This is a genomic window from Micromonospora sp. NPDC003816, assembly GCF_042874705.1.
Lineage (GTDB): Bacteria > Actinomycetota > Actinomycetes > Mycobacteriales > Micromonosporaceae > Micromonospora.
Genome location: NZ_JBIANP010000017.1, coordinates 1 through 16,664 on the forward strand (window position 1 = coordinate 1; position 16,664 = coordinate 16,664).

The following is a 16,664-nucleotide window of genomic DNA, read 5'->3' on the forward strand; positions in this document are numbered from 1 at the left end:
GGCGGGCCCGGCCGCGCGCGGCCCGGCCGCGCCCCCGGCTCGCCCCCCGCCGCCCCCGCCCGATCGGTTGCGGGCGGGCCCGGCCGCGGGGGTGGGGGGGCCCCCCGGCCCGGGCGCGGGGCCCCACCACCGTGTGTGCCGTGGATCAGGACAGGGCCTTGAGGAACGGGCCGTGGGTGCGGCCGAACTCCCACTGGTAGAAGCGGTCCCAGTTGATCGACCACGTCATCAGGCCACGGAAGTTCGGGTTGGTGCCGCTGCGGGGCGTGTAGCCGCCGCAGTTCTGCCCCCGGACCAGGCAGGTGACGGCCGCCTGCACACCGGCCGGGGCGACGTAGCCGTTGCCGGCGCTGACCGACGACGGTGCGCCGAAGGCGACCTGGTCCTCCCGCAGCGCGGGGAAGACGCGGTCCGGGTTGCCGGCCACCGGGAAGCCGGCGAGCAGCATGTCGGTCATCGCGATGTGGAAGTCGGCCCCGCCCATGGTGTGGTACTGGCCGTCCAGTCCGACGATCGGGCCGGAGTTGTAGTTCTGCACGTGCAGCACGGTCAGGTGGTCCCGCAGCGCGTGGATCACCGGCAGGTACGACCCGGCGCGCGGGTCCTGGCCGCCCCACGGTCCCGGCCCGTAGAACTGGTGGCCGAGCTGGACGAAGAACGTCTCCGGGGCCATCGTGAGCAGAAAGCCAGGCCCGTAGCGCTGCGTGAGCGTACGGATCGCCGAGATCAGGTTCACCACGACCGGGGTGGTCGGGTTGCGGAAGTCGGTGTCGCCGGGGTTCAGGTACAGGGAGTGGCCCTCGAAGTCGATGTCCAGCCCGTCGAGGCCGTACCGGTCGACGATCGCCGACACCGAGCGGACGAAGGTGTCCCGGGCGGTGGTCGTGGTGAGCTGGACTTGTCCGTTCTGCCCGCCGATGGAGAGCAGCACCTTCTTGCCCTGCTGCTGCTTGGCGCGGATCGCGGCGGTGAATTCGGCTTCGCTCTCCACCCCCGGGCACTCGGCGACCGGGCAGAGCTGGAACCGGATGTCGCCGGAGGTGACCGTGGTGGGCTCGCCGAAGGCGAGGTTGATGACGTCCCAGTCGGCCGGTACGTCGGCCATCCGCAGGTAGCCGGAGCCGTTGGCGAAGCTGGCGTGCAGGTAGCCGATCAGGGCCCGTCGGGGCAGCCCGCCGGTGGGCGGCGTCGTCGGGGGCGGCGTGGTGGGTGGCACCGTGGTCGGCGGCGGGGTGCTGGGCGGTGTCGTGGTGGGCGGCGGTGTGGTGGGTGGCGGGGTGGTCGGCGGGGTGGTCGGTGTGCCGCCGCCGCAGGAGGCGCCGTTGACCCGGCAGTCGGTGGGGGATCCCGGGCCGGTGGCCAGGAAGCCGAAGGAGGCCGAGGCGCCCGGGGCGAGGGTGCCGTTCCACGACCGGTTGGTGAAGGTGTGCCGCTGGCCGACGCTGCTGGCGGTGGCGTCCCAGAAGGAGCCCAGGGTGGTCCCGGCGGGCAGCGTGAAGGCGACCTGCCAGGAGGTGATCGTGCTGCTGCCGCCGTTGGTGACGGTGTACCTGCCCTCCCAGCCGGTGCCCCAGTCGGCGGTCTTCACGAAGCTGGCGGTGGGACCGGCGGCCTGTGCCGGGGTGGCCGCCACCAGCGTGGTGGCGGCGATGGTGGCCAGGGCCGCGACGGCGGTGAGCAGTAGATGTCGGGTGGGGCGACGCATCCGGACCTCCCGGGGGACGAGGGCCGTCGAACGACGGATGCATAATTATTAAGATTGTTTACTGTAGATGTCCAGGGTTCGGTGGTGGCCCGACGGGCACGGTCCCTGATGGACGGTCGCGGAAAGTGTCGTACCCCGCACGCACCATGTATTCATGGCTGTCCCCGCCCTCACCCCAGGCACCGTCCCGCCGCGCTCGCTGCCGCTGCGCGAGGCGCGCACCCGGCTGAGTCAGCTCGTCGCCATGGCGGAGCTGACCGACACCGTCACCGTGATCACCCGCGACGGCGATCCCCGTCCGGTCGCCGCGATCGTGCCGGCCGGCGCGGTGCGCACCGCCGCCCAGGCCCGCGCCGACGCCGACCGGCTCGCCGAGGTCACCGCCGGCTGGGCCCGTCGGCTGGAGGCCCAACGGGAGCAGAGCGGCCGTCGCCACGCCGCCGAGCTGCGCGCGGTGACGACCGCGCTCGCCGAGGTCTGGGCCGAGCTGGAGCGCCGCGCCCCGGCCGGTGGCGACGCCGCGCTCGCCCGGCTGCGCGCGGCCCACGAGCACCTGCTCGCCGGCTGATCACCGACCGGTCGCACGCCCCTCGGCGTACCGGCCCGTCCGCCCCTTGAGGCGACGGCCCATCTCCCGGGCGATCTCCCGATCGGCGTCCCGGGCGGCCAGCGCCTGCCGCTTGTCGTACGCCTTGCGGCCCTTGGCCAGCGCCAGCTCGACCTTGGCCCAGCCGCCCGAGAAGTACATCGACAGCGGCACGAGGGTGAACCCGCCCTCGCGGATCTGTGCCAGGATGCGTTCGATCTCCACCCGGCGCAGCAGCAGTTTCCGGGTCCGTCGGGGCGCGTGGTTCGTCCACGTGCCGTAGCCGTACTCCGCGATGTGCAGGCCGTAGAGCATGATCTCGCCGTCGAGTTCCTGCGCGAAGGCGTCGACGAGCGAGACCCGCTTCTCCCGCAGTGACTTGACCTCGGTGCCGGCCAGCACGATCCCGGCCTCGTAGGTCTTGAGGATCGTGTAGTTGTGCCGCGCCCTGCGGTTCGACGCGACGACCGTCCGCTCGCTGTCACCGGAGGTGCCCACCCGGCGAAGGATAGTGCCTGGCCGCCCCGGCCGCGCAGGTCGGCCCAGGAGGTCCCTGAGGTGCCGCCTCGCCTCCACCGCCCGATGCCGGTCGCCGTAAGCTGCTCGGCGATGAACTCCGTCGACTCCAGCGATTCCGCTCGCACCGCCGCCCAGATCGTCGCCGCCCGGGGCGCCCTGGCCGACGATCTCGCCGATCTGACCGATGCCCAGTGGGCCACCCGCTCGCTCTGCGGCTCCTGGACCGTCGAGGAGACGCTGGCGCATCTGACCTCGGCCGCGCGGATGACTCCGTTCCGCTGGATCCGCAGCATGGCCGCAGCCGGGTTCCGCCCGGAGGTGCACAACCGGCGACGCCTGCGCGAGCACCTCGGCGCGACGCCCGCCGAGACGCTGGCGACGTTCCGGGCCGCCGTGTCCGCCACCACCGCGCCGTCCGGGCACTCCGCTGCGTGGCTGGGCGAGGTTGTCGTGCACGGCCAGGACATCCGCCGCCCGCTCGGACTGCACGGTGGGCCGTCGGTCGAGGCGGCCACCACGGTCGCCGAGTTCTTCGTGTCCAGGAACTTCGCCGTCAACAGCCGCACCGTGGCGAAGGACCTGCGGTGGGAGGCGACCGACGGACCGTTCTGCAGCGGTGCCGGTCCGGTCGTCCGAGGAACGACGGAAGCGCTGGTGATGGTGCTCGCGGGCCGACGTGCATACCTCGCGGACATCACCGGCGACGGTGTCGAGACCGTGGGCGCCCGCATCTAGGGCATCGGCGCGTTACCGCGCCGACCCGGTGCCGACCCAGGGGGCTGGGCCTCGCCGCCGGTCGCCGCAGCTCCGGCGGCCATGTCGTCGTTCGTCGAGGAAATGGAACCCGCCCGGATCGTGGACAGCTCTTGTATTCCTACTTTCTCGGTAGGAATATAGGTCGGTGGTCACCGATCTGCGACTCACCTCCCGCCGGGTCGTCGACCTGATGCGGGTCGCCTCGGAGCTCTGTACCCGCTCGGGCCGCGCCTGACCGGCGCGAGCCCGACGAGCCCGTCACCCGGCCACCCCGCGCGCCCGTACGCCTCCGCTTCGCCGTGCCCTCTCACCCCCGGAGGAACCTCCATGAGTGCCCCCGCACCCCAGCCCACCCCCACCACGCCGGAGAGCCGGTTCGCCGTCAACGAGGACTGGGCCGCGACCCTCCTCGGTCTGGTCCTGCTCGGGCTGGTCCTGATCGGTGTCATCCCCGCCGGGCTGGTGCCCTGATGACCACCGACGCCAACCGACCCGCGACCGGCACCGACTCCGAGACCGCCACCGGCTCGACGGCCGCTGCGGACGCCTCCACAGTGGGCGCGACCGGTGCGCCCGTACGGACCGAATCGGCACCCGCCGGTCCGGCCGCCCTGCCGCCTGCCGCGACACCGCCGGCCGACCGCTCCTTCTGGGCCTGGACCGCCGTCGGCCTGCTGGTCGTGCTCGTCCTCGCCGTCCTGACCCGCTACCTCGAACAGAACGTGCCCACCTGGGTCGAGGGCACGGCGGTCGAGGACGTCGCGGGCGCGATCGAATACCCGGTGTACGCCATCCTGCTGGGCCTGCTCGGCAACGCGGTGGTGACGCTGACCGGGTGGCGTGACCGCATCGCCGCCGCGTTCCGCACCGAGTTCTTCATCAAGACCGGTCTGGTGCTGCTCGGCGCGTCGATCAACCTGGCGGTCATCGCCAGCGCCGCCGGGCCGGCCATCGCCCAGGCGTTGCTGCTGATCAGCGGCGTGTTCCTGTTCACCTGGTGGCTCGCCGGGCGGCTCGGTCTGGACGACAAGCTGCGCGCCCTGCTCGCCTCCGCCGTCTCCATCTGCGGAGTCAGCGCCGCCATCGCCGCCGCCGGTGCGGTACGCGCCCGCCGGGAACAACTGGCGTACACGGCCAGCCTGGTGATCGTCTTCGCGTTGCCGTCGATCTTCCTGCTGCCCTGGCTGGCCGACGTGCTCGGGTTGGAGTCGGCGGTGGCCGGCGCCTGGATCGGCGGCAACATCGACACCACCGCCGCCGTCACCGCCGCCGGTGCGCTGGCCGGTGACGAGGCGTTGCAGATCGCCAGCATCGTCAAGGTCACCCAGAACGCGCTGATGGGCGTGGTCGCGGTGGCGCTGACCGCGTACTTCGCGCTGCACGTCGAGCGTCGGGCCGGCGCGGCCCGTCCGGGGCTCGGCGAGCTGTGGCGCCGGTTCCCGAAGTTCGTCCTCGGCTTCGTCGCCGCGTCGGTGATCGCCACCTGGTATCTCGACGTCGCCGGAGCGGACGGCAAGGCCACCATCGCGATCGTCAACGACCTCCGGACCTGGTTTTTCATCCTGGCCTTCGTCAGCATCGGTCTGGAGGTGCGGGTGGCGGCGCTGCGGCAGGCCGGGTGGCGGCCGGTGGTGGTCTTCGGCGCCGCCACCGTGTTCAACCTGGTCCTCGCGCTGGGACTCGCCTCGGTGCTGTTCGCCGGCTTCTCGACGAGCTGAGGCGATCGGCCGGGAACCGGACCTCCCCCCGGTTCCCGGCCGTCGGTCTAGGCAGGCCCGGTGGCCGACAGGTAGGCGTGGCCGCGAGCGGAGAGTTCGTACCCGGAGGGCAGGCTGAGGGTCAGGCCATGTGCTTTGAGGGTTCGGAGGCGTCGTTTCAGGGAGTCCTTGTCGATCGACAGCTCGGCGGCGAGCCGCGCGGCGGTGATGCCCGGCTGGCGGCCGATCCGGTCCAGCGCGGCGCGGGCCCAGGGAGTTCGGGCGTCGAGCCGGTCCAGCACGGCGTCGAGATCGGCGATGTCGGCTGGCGAGAGCACCGGGTTCTCCGCGAGCGCGGTGCGGGGATCGGGCCCGGCCCACGACAGGGTGATGCGCCAGAGTGGATCGGCGTCGTCACCGCGCAGGGTCGAGAGCAGGGCCTCCCGTGTGGCGTACCCGGCATCCCGCGCGGCGGTCGTGTCGAGCTGTTCGGGCTCGGCGCGGTCGACGGCCTCGACGCGTACGATTCCGGCCACCGTGTGGAACGTCGAGCCGGGTCGCACCCGTGGCCGGATCCAGCGCCGGTAGGCGACGGTGACCTCCCCGGCGGCGACGCCGTGCGCGATCTCGTGGGTCAGGATCACCGGCGACCTTCGTCGAACTGGGGCAGAGGTCGCTTCCGGGGCCGAGCCTGACGCAGCGCCAGAGTCGAACCCCGGTTGCCCGGCATGAGTCTCCACCCGCTCATGTCCACACGGTACCGGGCATCTTCCTCCTTCCCGGTCCACGAATCGGCAGGCGCGTCGGTGCGGTACGCAGCCCGGCCGGCTGCACGAAGACCGCCCGTCGGGTGACGGCTTCTCCCCGCTTGTTGACCTGATATCCCTCCAACCAGATCCGCCCGTCGTACGTGGTCCAGGTCAACACCCGGATCACGCGGAACAGGATCGGCCGACGAAACTGCACGCTGGCCTGCGGCCCGATCAGGAGCAGATCACCGGCGCGCGGTGCCGTGGTCACGGCAACCACCCGAGGAACCGCCGATGCAGCAGCCCGGCCGGAGCCCACCCCATGTCCTGACTGGCCGCCACCACGCACGCGCCTAGATAGAGCGCCAACGACATCGGAGCCTGCTCGTACTCGGCCCGCAATTCCTGACGACGCGTACGGCAGGGCCAGGGTGCACCACATCCCGCACAGGTCCAGATCGGCACCACCGGCCCGTGCGCTGTCATGACGCCTCTCCCGGCCATGGGCCCCGATTGATCGGCACCCGGTACCGCACTCGACACGGCAGATCCCGGCCGCACCGACACGTCACCCGCCTCAGCACGTGGTTCCACCTCGGCCGATGCCGACGCGCGAACGTGAGAGCCGCAGCGAGCAGGAACTCGTTGTAGGTCATCTGCCGGACCATCTGCCCCTCCTCCGACGAGGGGCGTGGCGGCCGGGCCACGCCCGGTCATCCGACCACCACACCCAGTGACACCGTTTCACGCAACCAAGCAATCCGCAATATGCGGATTCGACATGTGCGATCAATTCTTATGCGAAAGGAAGTCACATCGTTCGTGTGGCACGATGGCCCCATGGCCACCCGTCAAAGTCCCACCGTCCAGCGGCGGCGGCTGGCGCTCACCTTGCGGAAGCTTCGTGAGCGGGCCGGCCACACGTCCGCAGATGCGGCCCAACAGGTGGATCACGACGGAAGCTGGCTCAGCCGCGTCGAGAACGGCGACGTGCGTCCACACCCGAACGACGTGCGGGCACTACTGACGCTGTACGGAGTGGAGGGCGACCAGGCCGAAGCAGTGGTCGCGGTGGCACGTCAAGCGAAGCAGCGTGGGTGGTGGCAGCGGTACAGCGACGTCCTGCCCGACTGGTTCACGGCGTACGTGGGCATGGAGTCCGAGGCATCGGTCATCCGCACGTACGAGTGTCAGATGTTCCCGGGTCTGCTTCAGGGCGAGGAGTATGCCCGCGCGGTTTTCCAGACCGGTCCGATACCCCTGCGCGACGACGAGATCGAGCGGCAGGTGTCACTCCGCATGGAACGCCAGAAGATCCTGGCCAAGGATGACCCGCCGATACTGCGAGTGGTGATCGACGAAGGAGCCGTCCGCCGCGTGGTGGGAGGACCCGAGGTGCTGCACCGGCAGATCAGGCTCCTGGTCGAGCACTCCACTCGGAGCAATGTCCAAGTTCAGCTACTGCCGTACTCCACCGGCCTCGGCTTCGACGGCAGCTTCGTCATCCTCGACTTCCCACCCCTGCCGGCGCCCTATCCGGACGCTGCCGAGGAGAAGATGGTGTACGTCGGCACTCTCACCGGTGCGCTGTATCTGGACAGGCCCGCGGAGATCTCTGCATACGCCACAGCTCATGAACAGCTTCAAGCTGTGGCTCTGGGACCGAAGCCCACTCGGGATAGGCTGCTCGCGTTGGCCGAGGAGTTGGTCAAGTAGGAGGACCCGCATGAACCCGACTCGCGCGACCTGGCGCAAGAGCACCCGGTCGGGGTCGACCGGGAACTGTGTCGAGGTGGCCGACAATCTCCCGGCCGTGGTCGCGGTGCGGGACAGCAAGGACCGGCAGGGGCCGGTGCTGTCGTTCGGCACCGACCAGTGGGCCGGCTTCGTCCGGGGTGTCAAGGGCGGCAGCTTCGTCGCCTGAGCGGCGGCGTTCCGGCATCCGCCTTCCTCAGGTGGGTACGCCGAGTCGGTCGAGCAGGCGGCGGCGTAGCGCGCCGAAGGCCGGGTCGTCGGGAGTCCGGGTCGGGCCGAGGGGCACGTCCAGTTCCTCGGCGATGACGCCGGACTCCAGCAGGAGCAGCCGGTCGGCGAGCAGCAGTGCCTCTTCGACGTCGTGGGTGACCAGCAGCGCGGCGAAGCCGTGTTCGGCGCGTAGCCGGCGCAGCAGTGCCTGCATCCGGAGTCGGGTGAGCGCGTCGAGCGCGCCGAAGGGCTCGTCGAGCAGCAGCACGTCGGGTTCGCGTACCAGGGCTCGGGCGACCGCGACCCGCTGTGCCTGGCCGCCGGAGAGCTCGGCGGGCCAGGCGCGGTGGCGGTCGGCGAGGCCGACCTCCGTCAGCGCCCGGTCGACCCGCTGGGCCACGTCCGGGCCGGAGAGCCCGAGCGCGACGTTGTCGGCGACCCGTTTCCACGGCAGCAGCCGGTGCTCCTGGAAGACGACCGCGGCGGTGCCGCGCAGGGCGGTCTCGCCGGTGGCCTCCTCGTCGAGGCCGGCGAGTACGCGCAGTAGGGTGCTCTTGCCGGAGCCGCTGCCGCCGAGCAGGGCGACCACCTCGCCCGGCGCGATGCTCAGCGAGGCACCGGCCAGCACGGTGGTGGTGCCGAAGTCGCGGCGTACGCCGGTCGCGGTCAGCACCGCCGTCGCGCCGGTCAGGTTGCCCGAAGTCCGCGTCGCCATGACAGCGTCCTCCTTTCCAGGGTGCGGATGGCCACGTCGGAGAGCAGCCCGAGCAGGGCGTAGACGAGCAGGCCGAGGACCACCACGTCGGTCTGGCTGAACTCGCGGGCCTCCATCATCAGGAAGCCGATGCCGGTCTGGGCGTTGACCTGTTCGCCGACCACCAGGCTGAGCCAGGCGGCGCCGATGGCCAGGCGGAGGCCGAGGAACAGGGCGGGCAGCGCGCCGGGCAGCACCACGTGCCGCAGCCGGGCGACGGTGCCGAGGCCACACGTACGGGCCGCCTCGACAAGTCTCTCGTCGATGTCCCGGATGCCGGCGTAGGTGTTGAAGTAGAGCGGGAAGAAGGCGCCGAGGGCGACCAGGCTGATCTTCAGTGACTCGCCGATGCCGACCCAGATGATCAGCAGCGGTACCAGCCCGAGGTGCGGCAGCATCCGGGCCATCTGCACCGGTGGGTCGATCAGGTCGTCTCCGAGCCGCAGCAGCCCGGCGACGGCGCCGAGGATCAGGGCGAGTCCGCCGCCGATGAGGAGTCCGGCACCGGCTCGGCTGAGCGAGTCGAGCAGGTGGGTCAGCAGGGTGCCGTCGCTGGCCAGGCGCCACCCGGTGGCCAGCACGGTGCTCGGCGCGGGCAGCTTCTCCGGCGCGAGCCACCCGACCCGGGCGGCCAGCTCCCAGGCGGCCACCAGCAGCACCGGGCTGGCCAGCCGCCACCAGGCGACCGTCGGGATCGTGGTGCGTCGCCGCCGTTCGGCGGGCCGGGGCGTACCGAGATCTGCGGGGCCCGATGTCGCCGGCGCCTCGGCGGGTGGCGCGGTCGCCCTGGTCACCGGTACACCTCGGTGAAGCGGTCGTCGATGCGGGAGCGGATGTCGACCGGGCCGGGGATGAGTTCCAGGGTGGCGAAGCCGTCGGCGATGGCCTGCAACTCGTCGCCGACCGCGGGGGTGACCGGGGCGAGGGCGCGGGCGCTGCGGTCCAGGGCCCGGCTGGTCACGTCCTCGGGGATCTTCAGCTCGGGGGCGAGCACCGCGGCGCGTTCGGCCGGGTTGGCGATGCCCCAGTCGGTGACCGTCCGGTACGTCCGCAGGAACGACTCGATCTGCGGGGACTTCTCCGCCAACGCGTCCGGGTGTGCCAGCACGTACTCGCGGTTGCTGGCCAGGCCGGTGGCGTCGGCCAGGATCCGGACGCCGGGGCGCTCGGCGAGGGCGAAGTACGGGTCCCAGATCACCCACGCGTCGACCTGCCCGTTGTCGAAGGCCGGTCGCCCCTCGGCGGGCTTGAGGTACTTCACGTTGATGTCCTGCAACGTCAGGTCGTTCGCCTCCAGCAGCCGGACCAGCAGCCAGTGCACGTTGGAGCCCTTGTTCAGGGCGACCGTACGTCCCTTCAGGTCGGCGAAGGTCCGGATCCCGGAGTCCTCCTTGACCAGCACCGCCTCACCCTGCGGGATCGGCTCGGAGGTCCCGATGACGGAGAACGGGATCTTGCCGGCGGCGGCGAAGATCGGCGGTGCCTCCCCGGTCTGTCCGATGTCGATCGAGCCCGCCTTGAGCGCCTCGGTCAGCGCCGGGCCGCTCTCGAACAGCGACCATTCGGCGTCCGGGGCCTCGCCGCGCGCCTTGACCAGGCTCAGCCCGCCGAACCGCTGGTAACCGATGCGCAGTCGGGGAGTGTCGTCGTCGCCACTGGCCGACCCGCCGCACGCGGTGAGGCCGACCGCGGCGACCAGGGCGAGCGCCGTGAGCAGGGCGGTGCGGGCACGACGTGGGGGAGGGGTACGCATGAGGGCTCCTGGACACGGGAAGAGGGGATCGGCGGACATCGACGGAAGTCCGGGACGGCAGCAGCCTACTAAACCGATAGGTTTTATCGGTAGTCTGTCCGCATGGTCGTCCCATCTCTCAGGAGTGGACGGCCGGACCCACCCCTGCGCGCCTGAAGGATCGAGTCATGTCGTTGACGTTCCACTGGTTCCTGCCCACGTACGGTGACAGCCGGGACATCGTCGGCGGCGGGCACGGCATGTCGGCGGGAAGGGCCGGCGGCTCCCGCCCACCCACCATCGGCTACCTCGGCCAGATCGCCCGTACGGCGGAGCAGCTCGGCTTCGTCGGCGCGCTGACCCCGACCGGGGCCTGGTGCGAGGACGCCTGGCTGACCACCGCCATGCTCACCGAGGTCACCGAGCGGCTGAAGTTCCTGGTCGCCTTCCGGCCCGGCCTGCTCTCGCCGACCCTCGCCGCGCAGATGGGCGCCACCTTCCAGCGCCTCTCCGAGGGGCGGCTGCTGGTCAACGTGGTCACCGGTGGCGAGTCGCACGAGCAGCGGGCGTACGGCGACTTCCTGGACAAGGAGGCGCGGTACGCGCGTACCGACGAGTTCCTGCACGTGGTGCGGGCGCTCTGGCGCGGTGAGACGGTCGACCACGCGGGTACGCACGTCCGTGTCGAGCAGGCCCGCCTGGCCCGGCTGCCCGAGCCGGCCCCGCCGGTCTACTTCGGCGGCTCGTCGGCGGCGGCCGGACCGGTCGCCGCCCGGCACAGCGACGTCTACCTCACCTGGGGTGAGCCGCCGGCACAGGTCGCCGCCAAGCTGGACTGGATCCGCAAGTTGGCCGCCGAGGCCGGACGCACGGTCCGGTTCGGCATCCGGCTGCACGTCATCTCCCGGGACACCGGCGACGAGGCGTGGGCGCAGGCGCGACGGCTGCTCGACGGCATCGCCGACGCCGACATCACCGCTGCCCAGGAGGGGCTGCGCCGCAGCGAGTCCGAGGGGCAGCGCCGGATGCTCGACCTGCACGGCGGCTCCCGGGACGGCCTGGAGATCTCGCCCAACCTCTGGGCCGGCGTCGGGCTGGTCCGGGGTGGTGCGGGTACCGCCCTGGTGGGCAGTCACACCGAGGTCGCCGACCGGATCGCCGAGTACCACGCGCTCGGCCTGGACGAGTTCGTGCTCTCCGGGCACCCGCACGTCGAGGAGGCCTACTGGTTCGGCGAGGGGGTGCTGCCGATCCTGCGCGCACGGGGGCTGTGGCACCACCCGGCGGGCGCGCCGACGGTGTCGCAACCCGCCGGCATCCCGTTCGCCACCCCGCCGGTACCCACCGCCCGGCGCTGATCCGCGCGGAGGTGGGTGGCGTCAGCGCCGAGCGGCGAAGAAGTCTGCCAGTACCCGGGTGTGGGTGGAGAACGCCAGCTCGGTCGGCTCGGTCAGCACCAGCCATTCGGTGGCCTCCGCCGTCGGCGTCGACGGCGGAAGCTCCTCGGCCCGGCGGGCTGGCAACTCACCGAAGATCATCATGGTGCCGCCGGCCGGTGCGCTGTGCACCGCGACCAGTCGGGCGTCGGCCGCGTCCGCGCGCAGCCAGGTCTCCTCCCACAACTCCCGGACCAACGCCTCGCGCCAGTCCTCGCCGTACTCGACGAAGCCGCCGGGCAGCGCGAGCAGGCCGCGCGCCGGCTCGATGTCCCGTCGCACGACGACCAGGCCGAGGCCGTCGGCGGTCCGCACCGGCAGCAGCGCCACGGCCACCGGCAGCGGGTTGCGCCAGACCGTCTGGCCGCAGGCCGCGCAGACCCGGGGCCACCCGGCGTCCGCCGGATAGGCGGCACCACAGTACGAGCAGTGCGAGTACGGCAGGCCGGTCATGCCGCTGCACGTTACCCGCCGGACGGCTGCGCACCTGCGCCGCCGCCGATCCCGTCCGCTCAGGGCGCGCCCGTGCGGGCGTTGCCGATCGCGTCCTTGCGACCCCAGCGACCAGGGATGTCGAGCAGCTCGATCCGGCCGAACCGCTGGGGGATCGCCGGATGCACCACCAGGTGCTCACCGTACGGTTCCAGGCCGAGCAGGGTACGCAGCAGCAGGAAGATCGCGCCGGTGGCGGAGGCCTGCGGGCTGTTCGCCGCCGGATACGGCACCGGGAACCGGGTCAGCGCGCGGTCGTAGCCGGCGAACGACTCCGGTACCCGCCCGGCGAAGTGCTGCGCCGCGTCGATGATGCTCTCCGCGATGACGCCCGCCTCGGCCAGGAAGCCGTACCGGCGCAGCCCCATCGCGATCAACGAGTTGTCGAACGGCCACACGGTGCCGACGTGGTAGCCGAGCGGGTTGTAGCTGACCTGTTCGGTGGCGAGCGTGCGTACGCCCCAGCCGGAGAAGAGCCGGGGCCCGAGCAGGTGGTCGGCGACGGCGGCGGCCTTGTCGTCGTCGGCGATGCCGCTCCACAGCAGGTGCCCCATGTTCGACGCCAACGCGTCCACCCGGTCGCCGTCGGGGCCCAGCGCCAGCGCGAAGTACCCGCCGTCGTCGATCCAGAAGTCCCGGTTGAACCGCTGCTTGAGCTCCGCCGCCTGTTGCTCCAGGCGGTCGGCGTACGCCGGGTCGTCCCAGAACTCGCGGGCCAGCCGGGCACCACGCCGTTTCGCGTCGTACGCGTACCCCTGCAACTCGCACGTGGCGCGGGGCAGCCCGGGCAGCCGGCCGTCGCGATAGCAGATCGCCTCCGGGGAGTCCTTCCAGCAGTGGTTCTTCGCCCCGCTGCGGTCGTTGCGCGGCTGGTACCAGATGTACCCGTCGCCGCGTACGTCGCCGTACTCGTCGATCCAGCGCAACGCGGCCCGGGCGGTGTCCTCCAGTTCGCGGACCAGCGCACCGTCACCGGTCCAGCGTTCGTACTCGTCGAGCAGCACGACGAAGAGCGGCGTGACGTCGGCCCCACCGAAGTACGGCGACTGCGGGCGTTCCTCGAAGGCCGCCAGCTCGCCGTACCGGAACTCGTTGAGGATCTTCCCGGGTTCCTCGTCCCGGAAGTCGTCGAGCACCGTGCCCTGGTTGAGCGCGAACAGGCGCAGTGTGGTGGTGGCCAGGCGGGGCACGAAGGGCAGCGTCTGGAAGCAGGTGAAGATGCTGTCCCGGCCGATGAGCGTCGCCGACCAGGGCAGTCCGGCCGCCGGCATCGACTCGTTCGGTGTGGCCAGCGGGGTGTACCGCAGACCCGCCAGGTCCACCAGCCCGCGCCGGTAGGTGGTGGCCATCGGCTCCCAGTCGCAGGTGAGCTGGGGTGCGTCGGCCAGCCACTCGCTCAGGTCGTGGTGTAGCCGCGCCCCCTTCTGGTGCCCGTGGTGGCCGAGCCGGGTCCGGATGTCCTCGCCGTTGGGGCTGGGGACCAGGCCGTCCACCTGGAGCCTCGTGCTCCACCTGCCCTGCCGCTCGACCCGGATCCGGAATGTCAGCCCGCGCTCGTCGATCTCGGCGGGTTCGGAGGAGGAGACGTCGGTGAGCCGGTGGAACCTCTCCCGCCGGTATCCCAGCCGCAGACGGTCGGCGGAGACCTCGCGGTAACCGCGCAACGTCGAGGCACGCGGCCAGACCACGTTGTAGATCGGGGCGAAGTCGCTGTCCACCTCGACGCGCAGGACGTGGTCGACCGGCTCGCCGGTGTGGTTGAGCACGGTCAACTGCTCGACGAAGCCATAGCCCGAGATCCACCGGTCCCGGATCACCGACACCTTGGCGTCCACGTAGTGGGTGGGATGGCCGGGGACCAGGAAGAACCTGATCTCGTAGTAGCTGGGGTCGTGCACGGCCAGCGGGTGCAACTCCTCGCCGTCCAGGCTCAGCCGCCAGGTCGACAGGAACCGGGTGTCGAAGGCGAAGAATCCGCTCGGGTTGGTGGGGCTGAACGCCATGTCGCCGTTGTCCTCGCTGAGCGCGAAGACGTTGCCGTCGAGGATGCGGACCAGCTTCTTCACGTCAGGCCCGATCCCGGGCCGGGCCGCCGCCTCCGGCTACCTCCCGGGGGTGCCGGGCGCCCGGTGGCGGGGCGAAGATCCGCTCAAGCATGATCACGAGCCGGAACTCGCCGTCCGCGGTGAAGTCGTTGCGCAGCCAGGCAGGCAGCGGCTTGACCTCGCCGTGCGCCATCCGCAGGAACAGCGCCTCGTCGGTGCCGATCACCGTGTCCGCGGGGGCCGCCTCGCCCCGGGAGACCGTCACCCGCCCGTGGTCGATGCGGACCAGCCAGTGGTCGACGTGGTCGGGGTAGCGCAGGTCGAAACGGACCGTGCCGCAGACCTGGCGCAGCATGCGACCGCCGTCGCGCGCGAGACCGGCGAAGAAGTGGTGCACCGCCTCGGACATCCCACCTCCTGCGGACCGGCGGCAGCAGACGGCGACCGCCCCACGGCGCGGCGGACGTGCCGGTCAAGCTGCGGTATCTGTCACCTTAGCGGCTTTGGTGCGCATACGGGCGGGTCTGATGCTGGGACCGCCGGCATTTGCCATTGGATTCCGGTGCCACCCCACCTATGGTGGTGCGATGCATCCCACCGCGCTGCTGGACCGCGCCGCCGTCGCCACGGCGGTGCCGCTGGCGGCTGCGCTGGGTCGGTGCGCCGCGACGCGACCGGCGTGGGTGTCCGCGCGGGCCGGTCACGGCCAGCCGCGTCCCGCCGGTCGAGGCCCCCCGGCATCCCGTCGCACAGACACGACGGCCAGGGGCGAAGCGGACAGCTTCGGCCCTTTTCTATTTTCCGAGGAAGGAAGCTCAGCATGAGCGAGCAGGGCGAGCGAATCATCAGGTGCGGTGCGGTGAGGTCTCATGGCGGCACGCAGCGGAGCGGAGTGACGGCATGAGCACGAATACGTACGACCCGCAGTGGCGCACCGAACTCCGAGCGACGTTGACCCACGAGTTCGAGGCGCAGACGGCCCGCCTGACCGAGCTGACGGCCGACACCGGCGACCCGGCGGAGGCGCTCACCAACGGCGCGCTGATCGCCGCCACCCGGCAGAGCCTGGAGCAGATCACCGGAGCGCTGCGCCGTCTCGCCAACGGCAGCTACGGCAGCTGCGAGAAGTGCGGCACCACGATCCCTCAGGAGCGCCTGGAGATCCTGCCGCACGCCCGCTTCTGCGTGCCCTGCCAGCAGAAGCACAAGGGCTGACGCGGGTACCGGCTGCCGCGCCTACCGGCGCGGCAGCCCCTCGCCGCCGCCGGGCGGACCGCCGGGGGGTGGCCCCGGCAGCACGGTCGGCTGGTCGGTCAGGCTGGCGGTGACGGTGGCGGTCATGCCGTCGGGCCGACGGGTGAGGGTCAGCGCTCCGGTGAGCTGGTGGGCCAGCCAGAGGCCCCGTCCACCGGCGGTGGTGGTCGCCGGCAGATGCACCGTCAGGTCGGCGTCGGGTTCGTCCCCGTGGTCGGAGACCTCGCAGACGAGCAGGTCGGCCCGGCGGATCAGGTCCAGACGACCCTGCCCGCCGCCGTGCAGCACGGCGTTGGTGACCAACTCGTGCACGGCCAGGACGAGATCCTCGGCCAGGTCGCCGGTGAGTCCGGCGGCGGCGATCCGCGCGGCGAGCAGGTGCCGCAACGGCGTCACCGTCTGTGCGGTGAACGACTCGGACAACAGGTAGGTCTCCTCGCCGACCCCCGACATCGGGCCGCCGGTGCCACCGGCGTCCGGTTGGGCGAGGTTGCTCATGCAGGCAGGTTACGTCGTCCCCAGGTATCTGCGACTCTTGCCAAGCAGCAAGTATCGCGGTCCGGGTGCTGCTCGGGGCCCGACTAGCATGATCGAATGCCGCAGCTCGCCGCGATCGTCATCCATTGCCGTGATCCTTACCTGATGGCCCCGTTCTGGAGCCAGGTCACCGGCCTTCCGGTGGCGGCCGAGGACCGGATCAAGCTCACCGACCGTACCCTCGGGCCGACCGAGTCGGTGCTGCTGCGCCACCCGGCCGGAAGCGGACCGGACATCTGGATCGCACCCGCCGGGGACCTGCCGCCGGTCGGCCGGATCCACCTGGACCTGGTCGCCGAGGACGACGAACTGGCGGCGGTGGTGGCCGCCGGGGCCACCGTGCGGCACACACTGCCGCGCTGGACCGTGCTGACGGATCCGGAGGGAAACGAGTTCTGCCTGTTCCGCCGGCACTGAACCCTGTCCCGCCGGCACTG

20 protein-coding genes are annotated in these 16,664 nt (G+C 71.6%); 9 read left to right on the forward strand and 11 right to left on the reverse strand.

Annotation, left to right across the window (positions count from 1 at the left end; translation table 11 throughout):
- Positions 1–145 precede the first annotated feature (145 nt).
- A complete protein-coding gene (locus ACFYTT_RS29385; RefSeq protein WP_387264062.1) occupies positions 146–1,705 on the reverse strand; it encodes a chitinase in 1,560 nt (519 codons plus the stop codon).
- A gap of 154 nt (positions 1,706–1,859) precedes the next feature.
- On the opposite strand from ACFYTT_RS29385, the gene ACFYTT_RS29390 reads away from it, so the two are divergent.
- Positions 1,860–2,273 (forward strand): type II toxin-antitoxin system Phd/YefM family antitoxin, encoded by a 414-nt coding sequence (locus ACFYTT_RS29390; RefSeq protein ID WP_357212087.1) that lies wholly within the window; start codon positions 1,860–1,862, stop codon positions 2,271–2,273.
- Here the strand turns inward: ACFYTT_RS29390 and smpB are convergent, their stop codons facing one another.
- On the reverse strand, positions 2,274–2,789 hold the full coding sequence (gene smpB, locus ACFYTT_RS29395; RefSeq protein ID WP_387264064.1) for an SsrA-binding protein SmpB: 516 nt from the start codon (positions 2,787–2,789) through the stop codon (positions 2,274–2,276).
- 111 nt (positions 2,790–2,900) lie between these two features.
- Between smpB and ACFYTT_RS29400 the strand changes: the two genes are divergently transcribed.
- The 3 genes from ACFYTT_RS29400 to ACFYTT_RS29410 all read left to right on the forward strand — a co-directional run bounded on the left by ACFYTT_RS29400 (position 2,901) and on the right by ACFYTT_RS29410 (position 5,284).
- Positions 2,901–3,545: a maleylpyruvate isomerase family mycothiol-dependent enzyme gene (locus ACFYTT_RS29400; RefSeq protein ID WP_387264066.1), complete on the forward strand. Its 645-nt coding sequence runs from the start codon at positions 2,901–2,903 to the stop codon at positions 3,543–3,545.
- Positions 3,546–3,893: 348 nt separating this feature from the next.
- Positions 3,894–4,037, forward strand: a complete 144-nt coding sequence (locus ACFYTT_RS29405; protein WP_387264069.1) for a hypothetical protein — start codon at positions 3,894–3,896, stop codon at positions 4,035–4,037.
- Entirely contained in the window at positions 4,037–5,284 is a 1,248-nt protein-coding gene (locus tag ACFYTT_RS29410; protein ID WP_387264072.1) for a YeiH family protein, read from the forward strand. Before ACFYTT_RS29405 ends, ACFYTT_RS29410 begins: the two co-directional genes overlap by 1 nt.
- A 47-nt stretch (positions 5,285–5,331) precedes the next feature.
- On the opposite strand, the gene ACFYTT_RS29415 is transcribed toward ACFYTT_RS29410, so the two are convergent.
- Together ACFYTT_RS29415 and ACFYTT_RS29420 are read right to left on the reverse strand one after the other, a co-directional pair.
- The gene (locus tag ACFYTT_RS29415) at positions 5,332–5,907 is read right to left on the reverse strand and encodes a helix-turn-helix domain-containing protein (RefSeq protein WP_161595027.1); all 576 of its coding nucleotides are present in this window, start codon (positions 5,905–5,907) and stop codon (positions 5,332–5,334) included.
- Between the two features lie 100 nt (positions 5,908–6,007).
- On the reverse strand, positions 6,008–6,283 hold the full coding sequence (locus ACFYTT_RS29420; RefSeq protein WP_131055650.1) for a hypothetical protein: 276 nt from the start codon (positions 6,281–6,283) through the stop codon (positions 6,008–6,010).
- Between the two features lie 569 nt (positions 6,284–6,852).
- On the opposite strand from ACFYTT_RS29420, the gene ACFYTT_RS29425 reads away from it, so the two are divergent.
- Together ACFYTT_RS29425 and ACFYTT_RS29430 are read left to right on the forward strand one after the other, a co-directional pair.
- On the forward strand, positions 6,853–7,728 hold the full coding sequence (locus ACFYTT_RS29425; RefSeq protein ID WP_131055645.1) for a helix-turn-helix transcriptional regulator: 876 nt from the start codon (positions 6,853–6,855) through the stop codon (positions 7,726–7,728).
- Between the two features lie 10 nt (positions 7,729–7,738).
- On the forward strand, positions 7,739–7,936 hold the full coding sequence (locus ACFYTT_RS29430; RefSeq protein WP_131055642.1) for a DUF397 domain-containing protein: 198 nt from the start codon (positions 7,739–7,741) through the stop codon (positions 7,934–7,936).
- Between the two features lie 27 nt (positions 7,937–7,963).
- On the opposite strand, the gene ACFYTT_RS29435 is transcribed toward ACFYTT_RS29430, so the two are convergent.
- Genes ACFYTT_RS29435 through ACFYTT_RS29445 form a run of 3 tightly spaced genes read right to left on the reverse strand, consistent with a single transcriptional unit; the run spans position 7,964 to position 10,484 of the window.
- Positions 7,964–8,692 carry an ABC transporter ATP-binding protein gene (locus tag ACFYTT_RS29435; protein WP_176094296.1) on the reverse strand — a complete coding sequence of 243 codons (729 nt, stop codon included), beginning with the start codon at positions 8,690–8,692 and terminating at the stop codon, positions 7,964–7,966.
- On the reverse strand, positions 8,665–9,525 hold the full coding sequence (locus tag ACFYTT_RS29440) for an ABC transporter permease (RefSeq protein WP_131057454.1): 861 nt from the start codon (positions 9,523–9,525) through the stop codon (positions 8,665–8,667). The genes ACFYTT_RS29435 and ACFYTT_RS29440 overlap by 28 nt, the downstream gene beginning before the upstream one ends.
- Positions 9,522–10,484 (reverse strand): aliphatic sulfonate ABC transporter substrate-binding protein, encoded by a 963-nt coding sequence (locus tag ACFYTT_RS29445; RefSeq protein WP_176094294.1) that lies wholly within the window; start codon positions 10,482–10,484, stop codon positions 9,522–9,524. The genes ACFYTT_RS29440 and ACFYTT_RS29445 overlap by 4 nt, the downstream gene beginning before the upstream one ends.
- A gap of 167 nt (positions 10,485–10,651) precedes the next feature.
- Here ACFYTT_RS29445 and ACFYTT_RS29450 point away from each other — a divergent pair, with 167 nt between their 5' ends.
- Positions 10,652–11,821 carry an LLM class flavin-dependent oxidoreductase gene (locus ACFYTT_RS29450; RefSeq protein ID WP_176094293.1) on the forward strand — a complete coding sequence of 390 codons (1,170 nt, stop codon included), beginning with the start codon at positions 10,652–10,654 and terminating at the stop codon, positions 11,819–11,821.
- Between the two features lie 21 nt (positions 11,822–11,842).
- Here the strand turns inward: ACFYTT_RS29450 and ACFYTT_RS29455 are convergent, their stop codons facing one another.
- From ACFYTT_RS29455 to ACFYTT_RS29465, 3 genes are read right to left on the reverse strand one after another with little or no spacing between them, the layout of a single operon-like run.
- Positions 11,843–12,352 (reverse strand): NUDIX domain-containing protein, encoded by a 510-nt coding sequence (locus tag ACFYTT_RS29455; RefSeq protein ID WP_387264079.1) that lies wholly within the window; start codon positions 12,350–12,352, stop codon positions 11,843–11,845.
- A gap of 59 nt (positions 12,353–12,411) precedes the next feature.
- Positions 12,412–14,457, reverse strand: a complete 2,046-nt coding sequence (locus ACFYTT_RS29460; protein WP_387264082.1) for a glycogen debranching N-terminal domain-containing protein — start codon at positions 14,455–14,457, stop codon at positions 12,412–12,414.
- Between the two features lies 1 nt (position 14,458).
- A complete protein-coding gene (locus tag ACFYTT_RS29465) occupies positions 14,459–14,845 on the reverse strand; it encodes an SCP2 sterol-binding domain-containing protein (RefSeq protein WP_131056572.1) in 387 nt (128 codons plus the stop codon).
- Between the two features lie 491 nt (positions 14,846–15,336).
- Between ACFYTT_RS29465 and ACFYTT_RS29470 the strand changes: the two genes are divergently transcribed.
- The gene (locus ACFYTT_RS29470; RefSeq protein ID WP_131056570.1) at positions 15,337–15,651 is read left to right on the forward strand and encodes a TraR/DksA C4-type zinc finger protein; all 315 of its coding nucleotides are present in this window, start codon (positions 15,337–15,339) and stop codon (positions 15,649–15,651) included.
- Between the two features lie 21 nt (positions 15,652–15,672).
- On the opposite strand, the gene ACFYTT_RS29475 is transcribed toward ACFYTT_RS29470, so the two are convergent.
- Positions 15,673–16,188, reverse strand: a complete 516-nt coding sequence (locus ACFYTT_RS29475; protein WP_387264087.1) for an ATP-binding protein — start codon at positions 16,186–16,188, stop codon at positions 15,673–15,675.
- Between the two features lie 96 nt (positions 16,189–16,284).
- On the opposite strand from ACFYTT_RS29475, the gene ACFYTT_RS29480 reads away from it, so the two are divergent.
- On the forward strand, positions 16,285–16,644 hold the full coding sequence (locus tag ACFYTT_RS29480; RefSeq protein ID WP_387264091.1) for a VOC family protein: 360 nt from the start codon (positions 16,285–16,287) through the stop codon (positions 16,642–16,644).
- Positions 16,645–16,664 lie beyond the last annotated feature (20 nt).

What these genes read in the sequence shown, in the direction of transcription:
- ACFYTT_RS29385 (WP_387264062.1), bottom strand. Translation starts at nt 1,705, where the DNA reads ATGCGTCGCCCCACCCGACATCTACTGCTCACCGCCGTCGCGGCCCTG.
- ACFYTT_RS29390 (WP_357212087.1), top strand. Translation starts at nt 1,860, where the DNA reads ATGGCTGTCCCCGCCCTCACCCCAGGCACCGTCCCGCCGCGCTCGCTG.
- ACFYTT_RS29400 (WP_387264066.1), top strand. Translation starts at nt 2,901, where the DNA reads ATGAACTCCGTCGACTCCAGCGATTCCGCTCGCACCGCCGCCCAGATC.
- ACFYTT_RS29405 (WP_387264069.1), top strand. Translation starts at nt 3,894, where the DNA reads ATGAGTGCCCCCGCACCCCAGCCCACCCCCACCACGCCGGAGAGCCGG.
- ACFYTT_RS29410 (WP_387264072.1), top strand. Translation starts at nt 4,037, where the DNA reads ATGACCACCGACGCCAACCGACCCGCGACCGGCACCGACTCCGAGACC.
- ACFYTT_RS29425 (WP_131055645.1), top strand. Translation starts at nt 6,853, where the DNA reads ATGGCCACCCGTCAAAGTCCCACCGTCCAGCGGCGGCGGCTGGCGCTC.
- ACFYTT_RS29430 (WP_131055642.1), top strand. Translation starts at nt 7,739, where the DNA reads ATGAACCCGACTCGCGCGACCTGGCGCAAGAGCACCCGGTCGGGGTCG.
- ACFYTT_RS29435 (WP_176094296.1), bottom strand. Translation starts at nt 8,692, where the DNA reads ATGGCGACGCGGACTTCGGGCAACCTGACCGGCGCGACGGCGGTGCTG.
- ACFYTT_RS29445 (WP_176094294.1), bottom strand. Translation starts at nt 10,484, where the DNA reads ATGCGTACCCCTCCCCCACGTCGTGCCCGCACCGCCCTGCTCACGGCG.
- ACFYTT_RS29450 (WP_176094293.1), top strand. Translation starts at nt 10,652, where the DNA reads ATGTCGTTGACGTTCCACTGGTTCCTGCCCACGTACGGTGACAGCCGG.
- ACFYTT_RS29455 (WP_387264079.1), bottom strand. Translation starts at nt 12,352, where the DNA reads ATGACCGGCCTGCCGTACTCGCACTGCTCGTACTGTGGTGCCGCCTAT.
- ACFYTT_RS29465 (WP_131056572.1), bottom strand. Translation starts at nt 14,845, where the DNA reads ATGTCCGAGGCGGTGCACCACTTCTTCGCCGGTCTCGCGCGCGACGGC.
- ACFYTT_RS29470 (WP_131056570.1), top strand. Translation starts at nt 15,337, where the DNA reads ATGAGCACGAATACGTACGACCCGCAGTGGCGCACCGAACTCCGAGCG.
- ACFYTT_RS29475 (WP_387264087.1), bottom strand. Translation starts at nt 16,188, where the DNA reads ATGAGCAACCTCGCCCAACCGGACGCCGGTGGCACCGGCGGCCCGATG.
- ACFYTT_RS29480 (WP_387264091.1), top strand. Translation starts at nt 16,285, where the DNA reads ATGCCGCAGCTCGCCGCGATCGTCATCCATTGCCGTGATCCTTACCTG.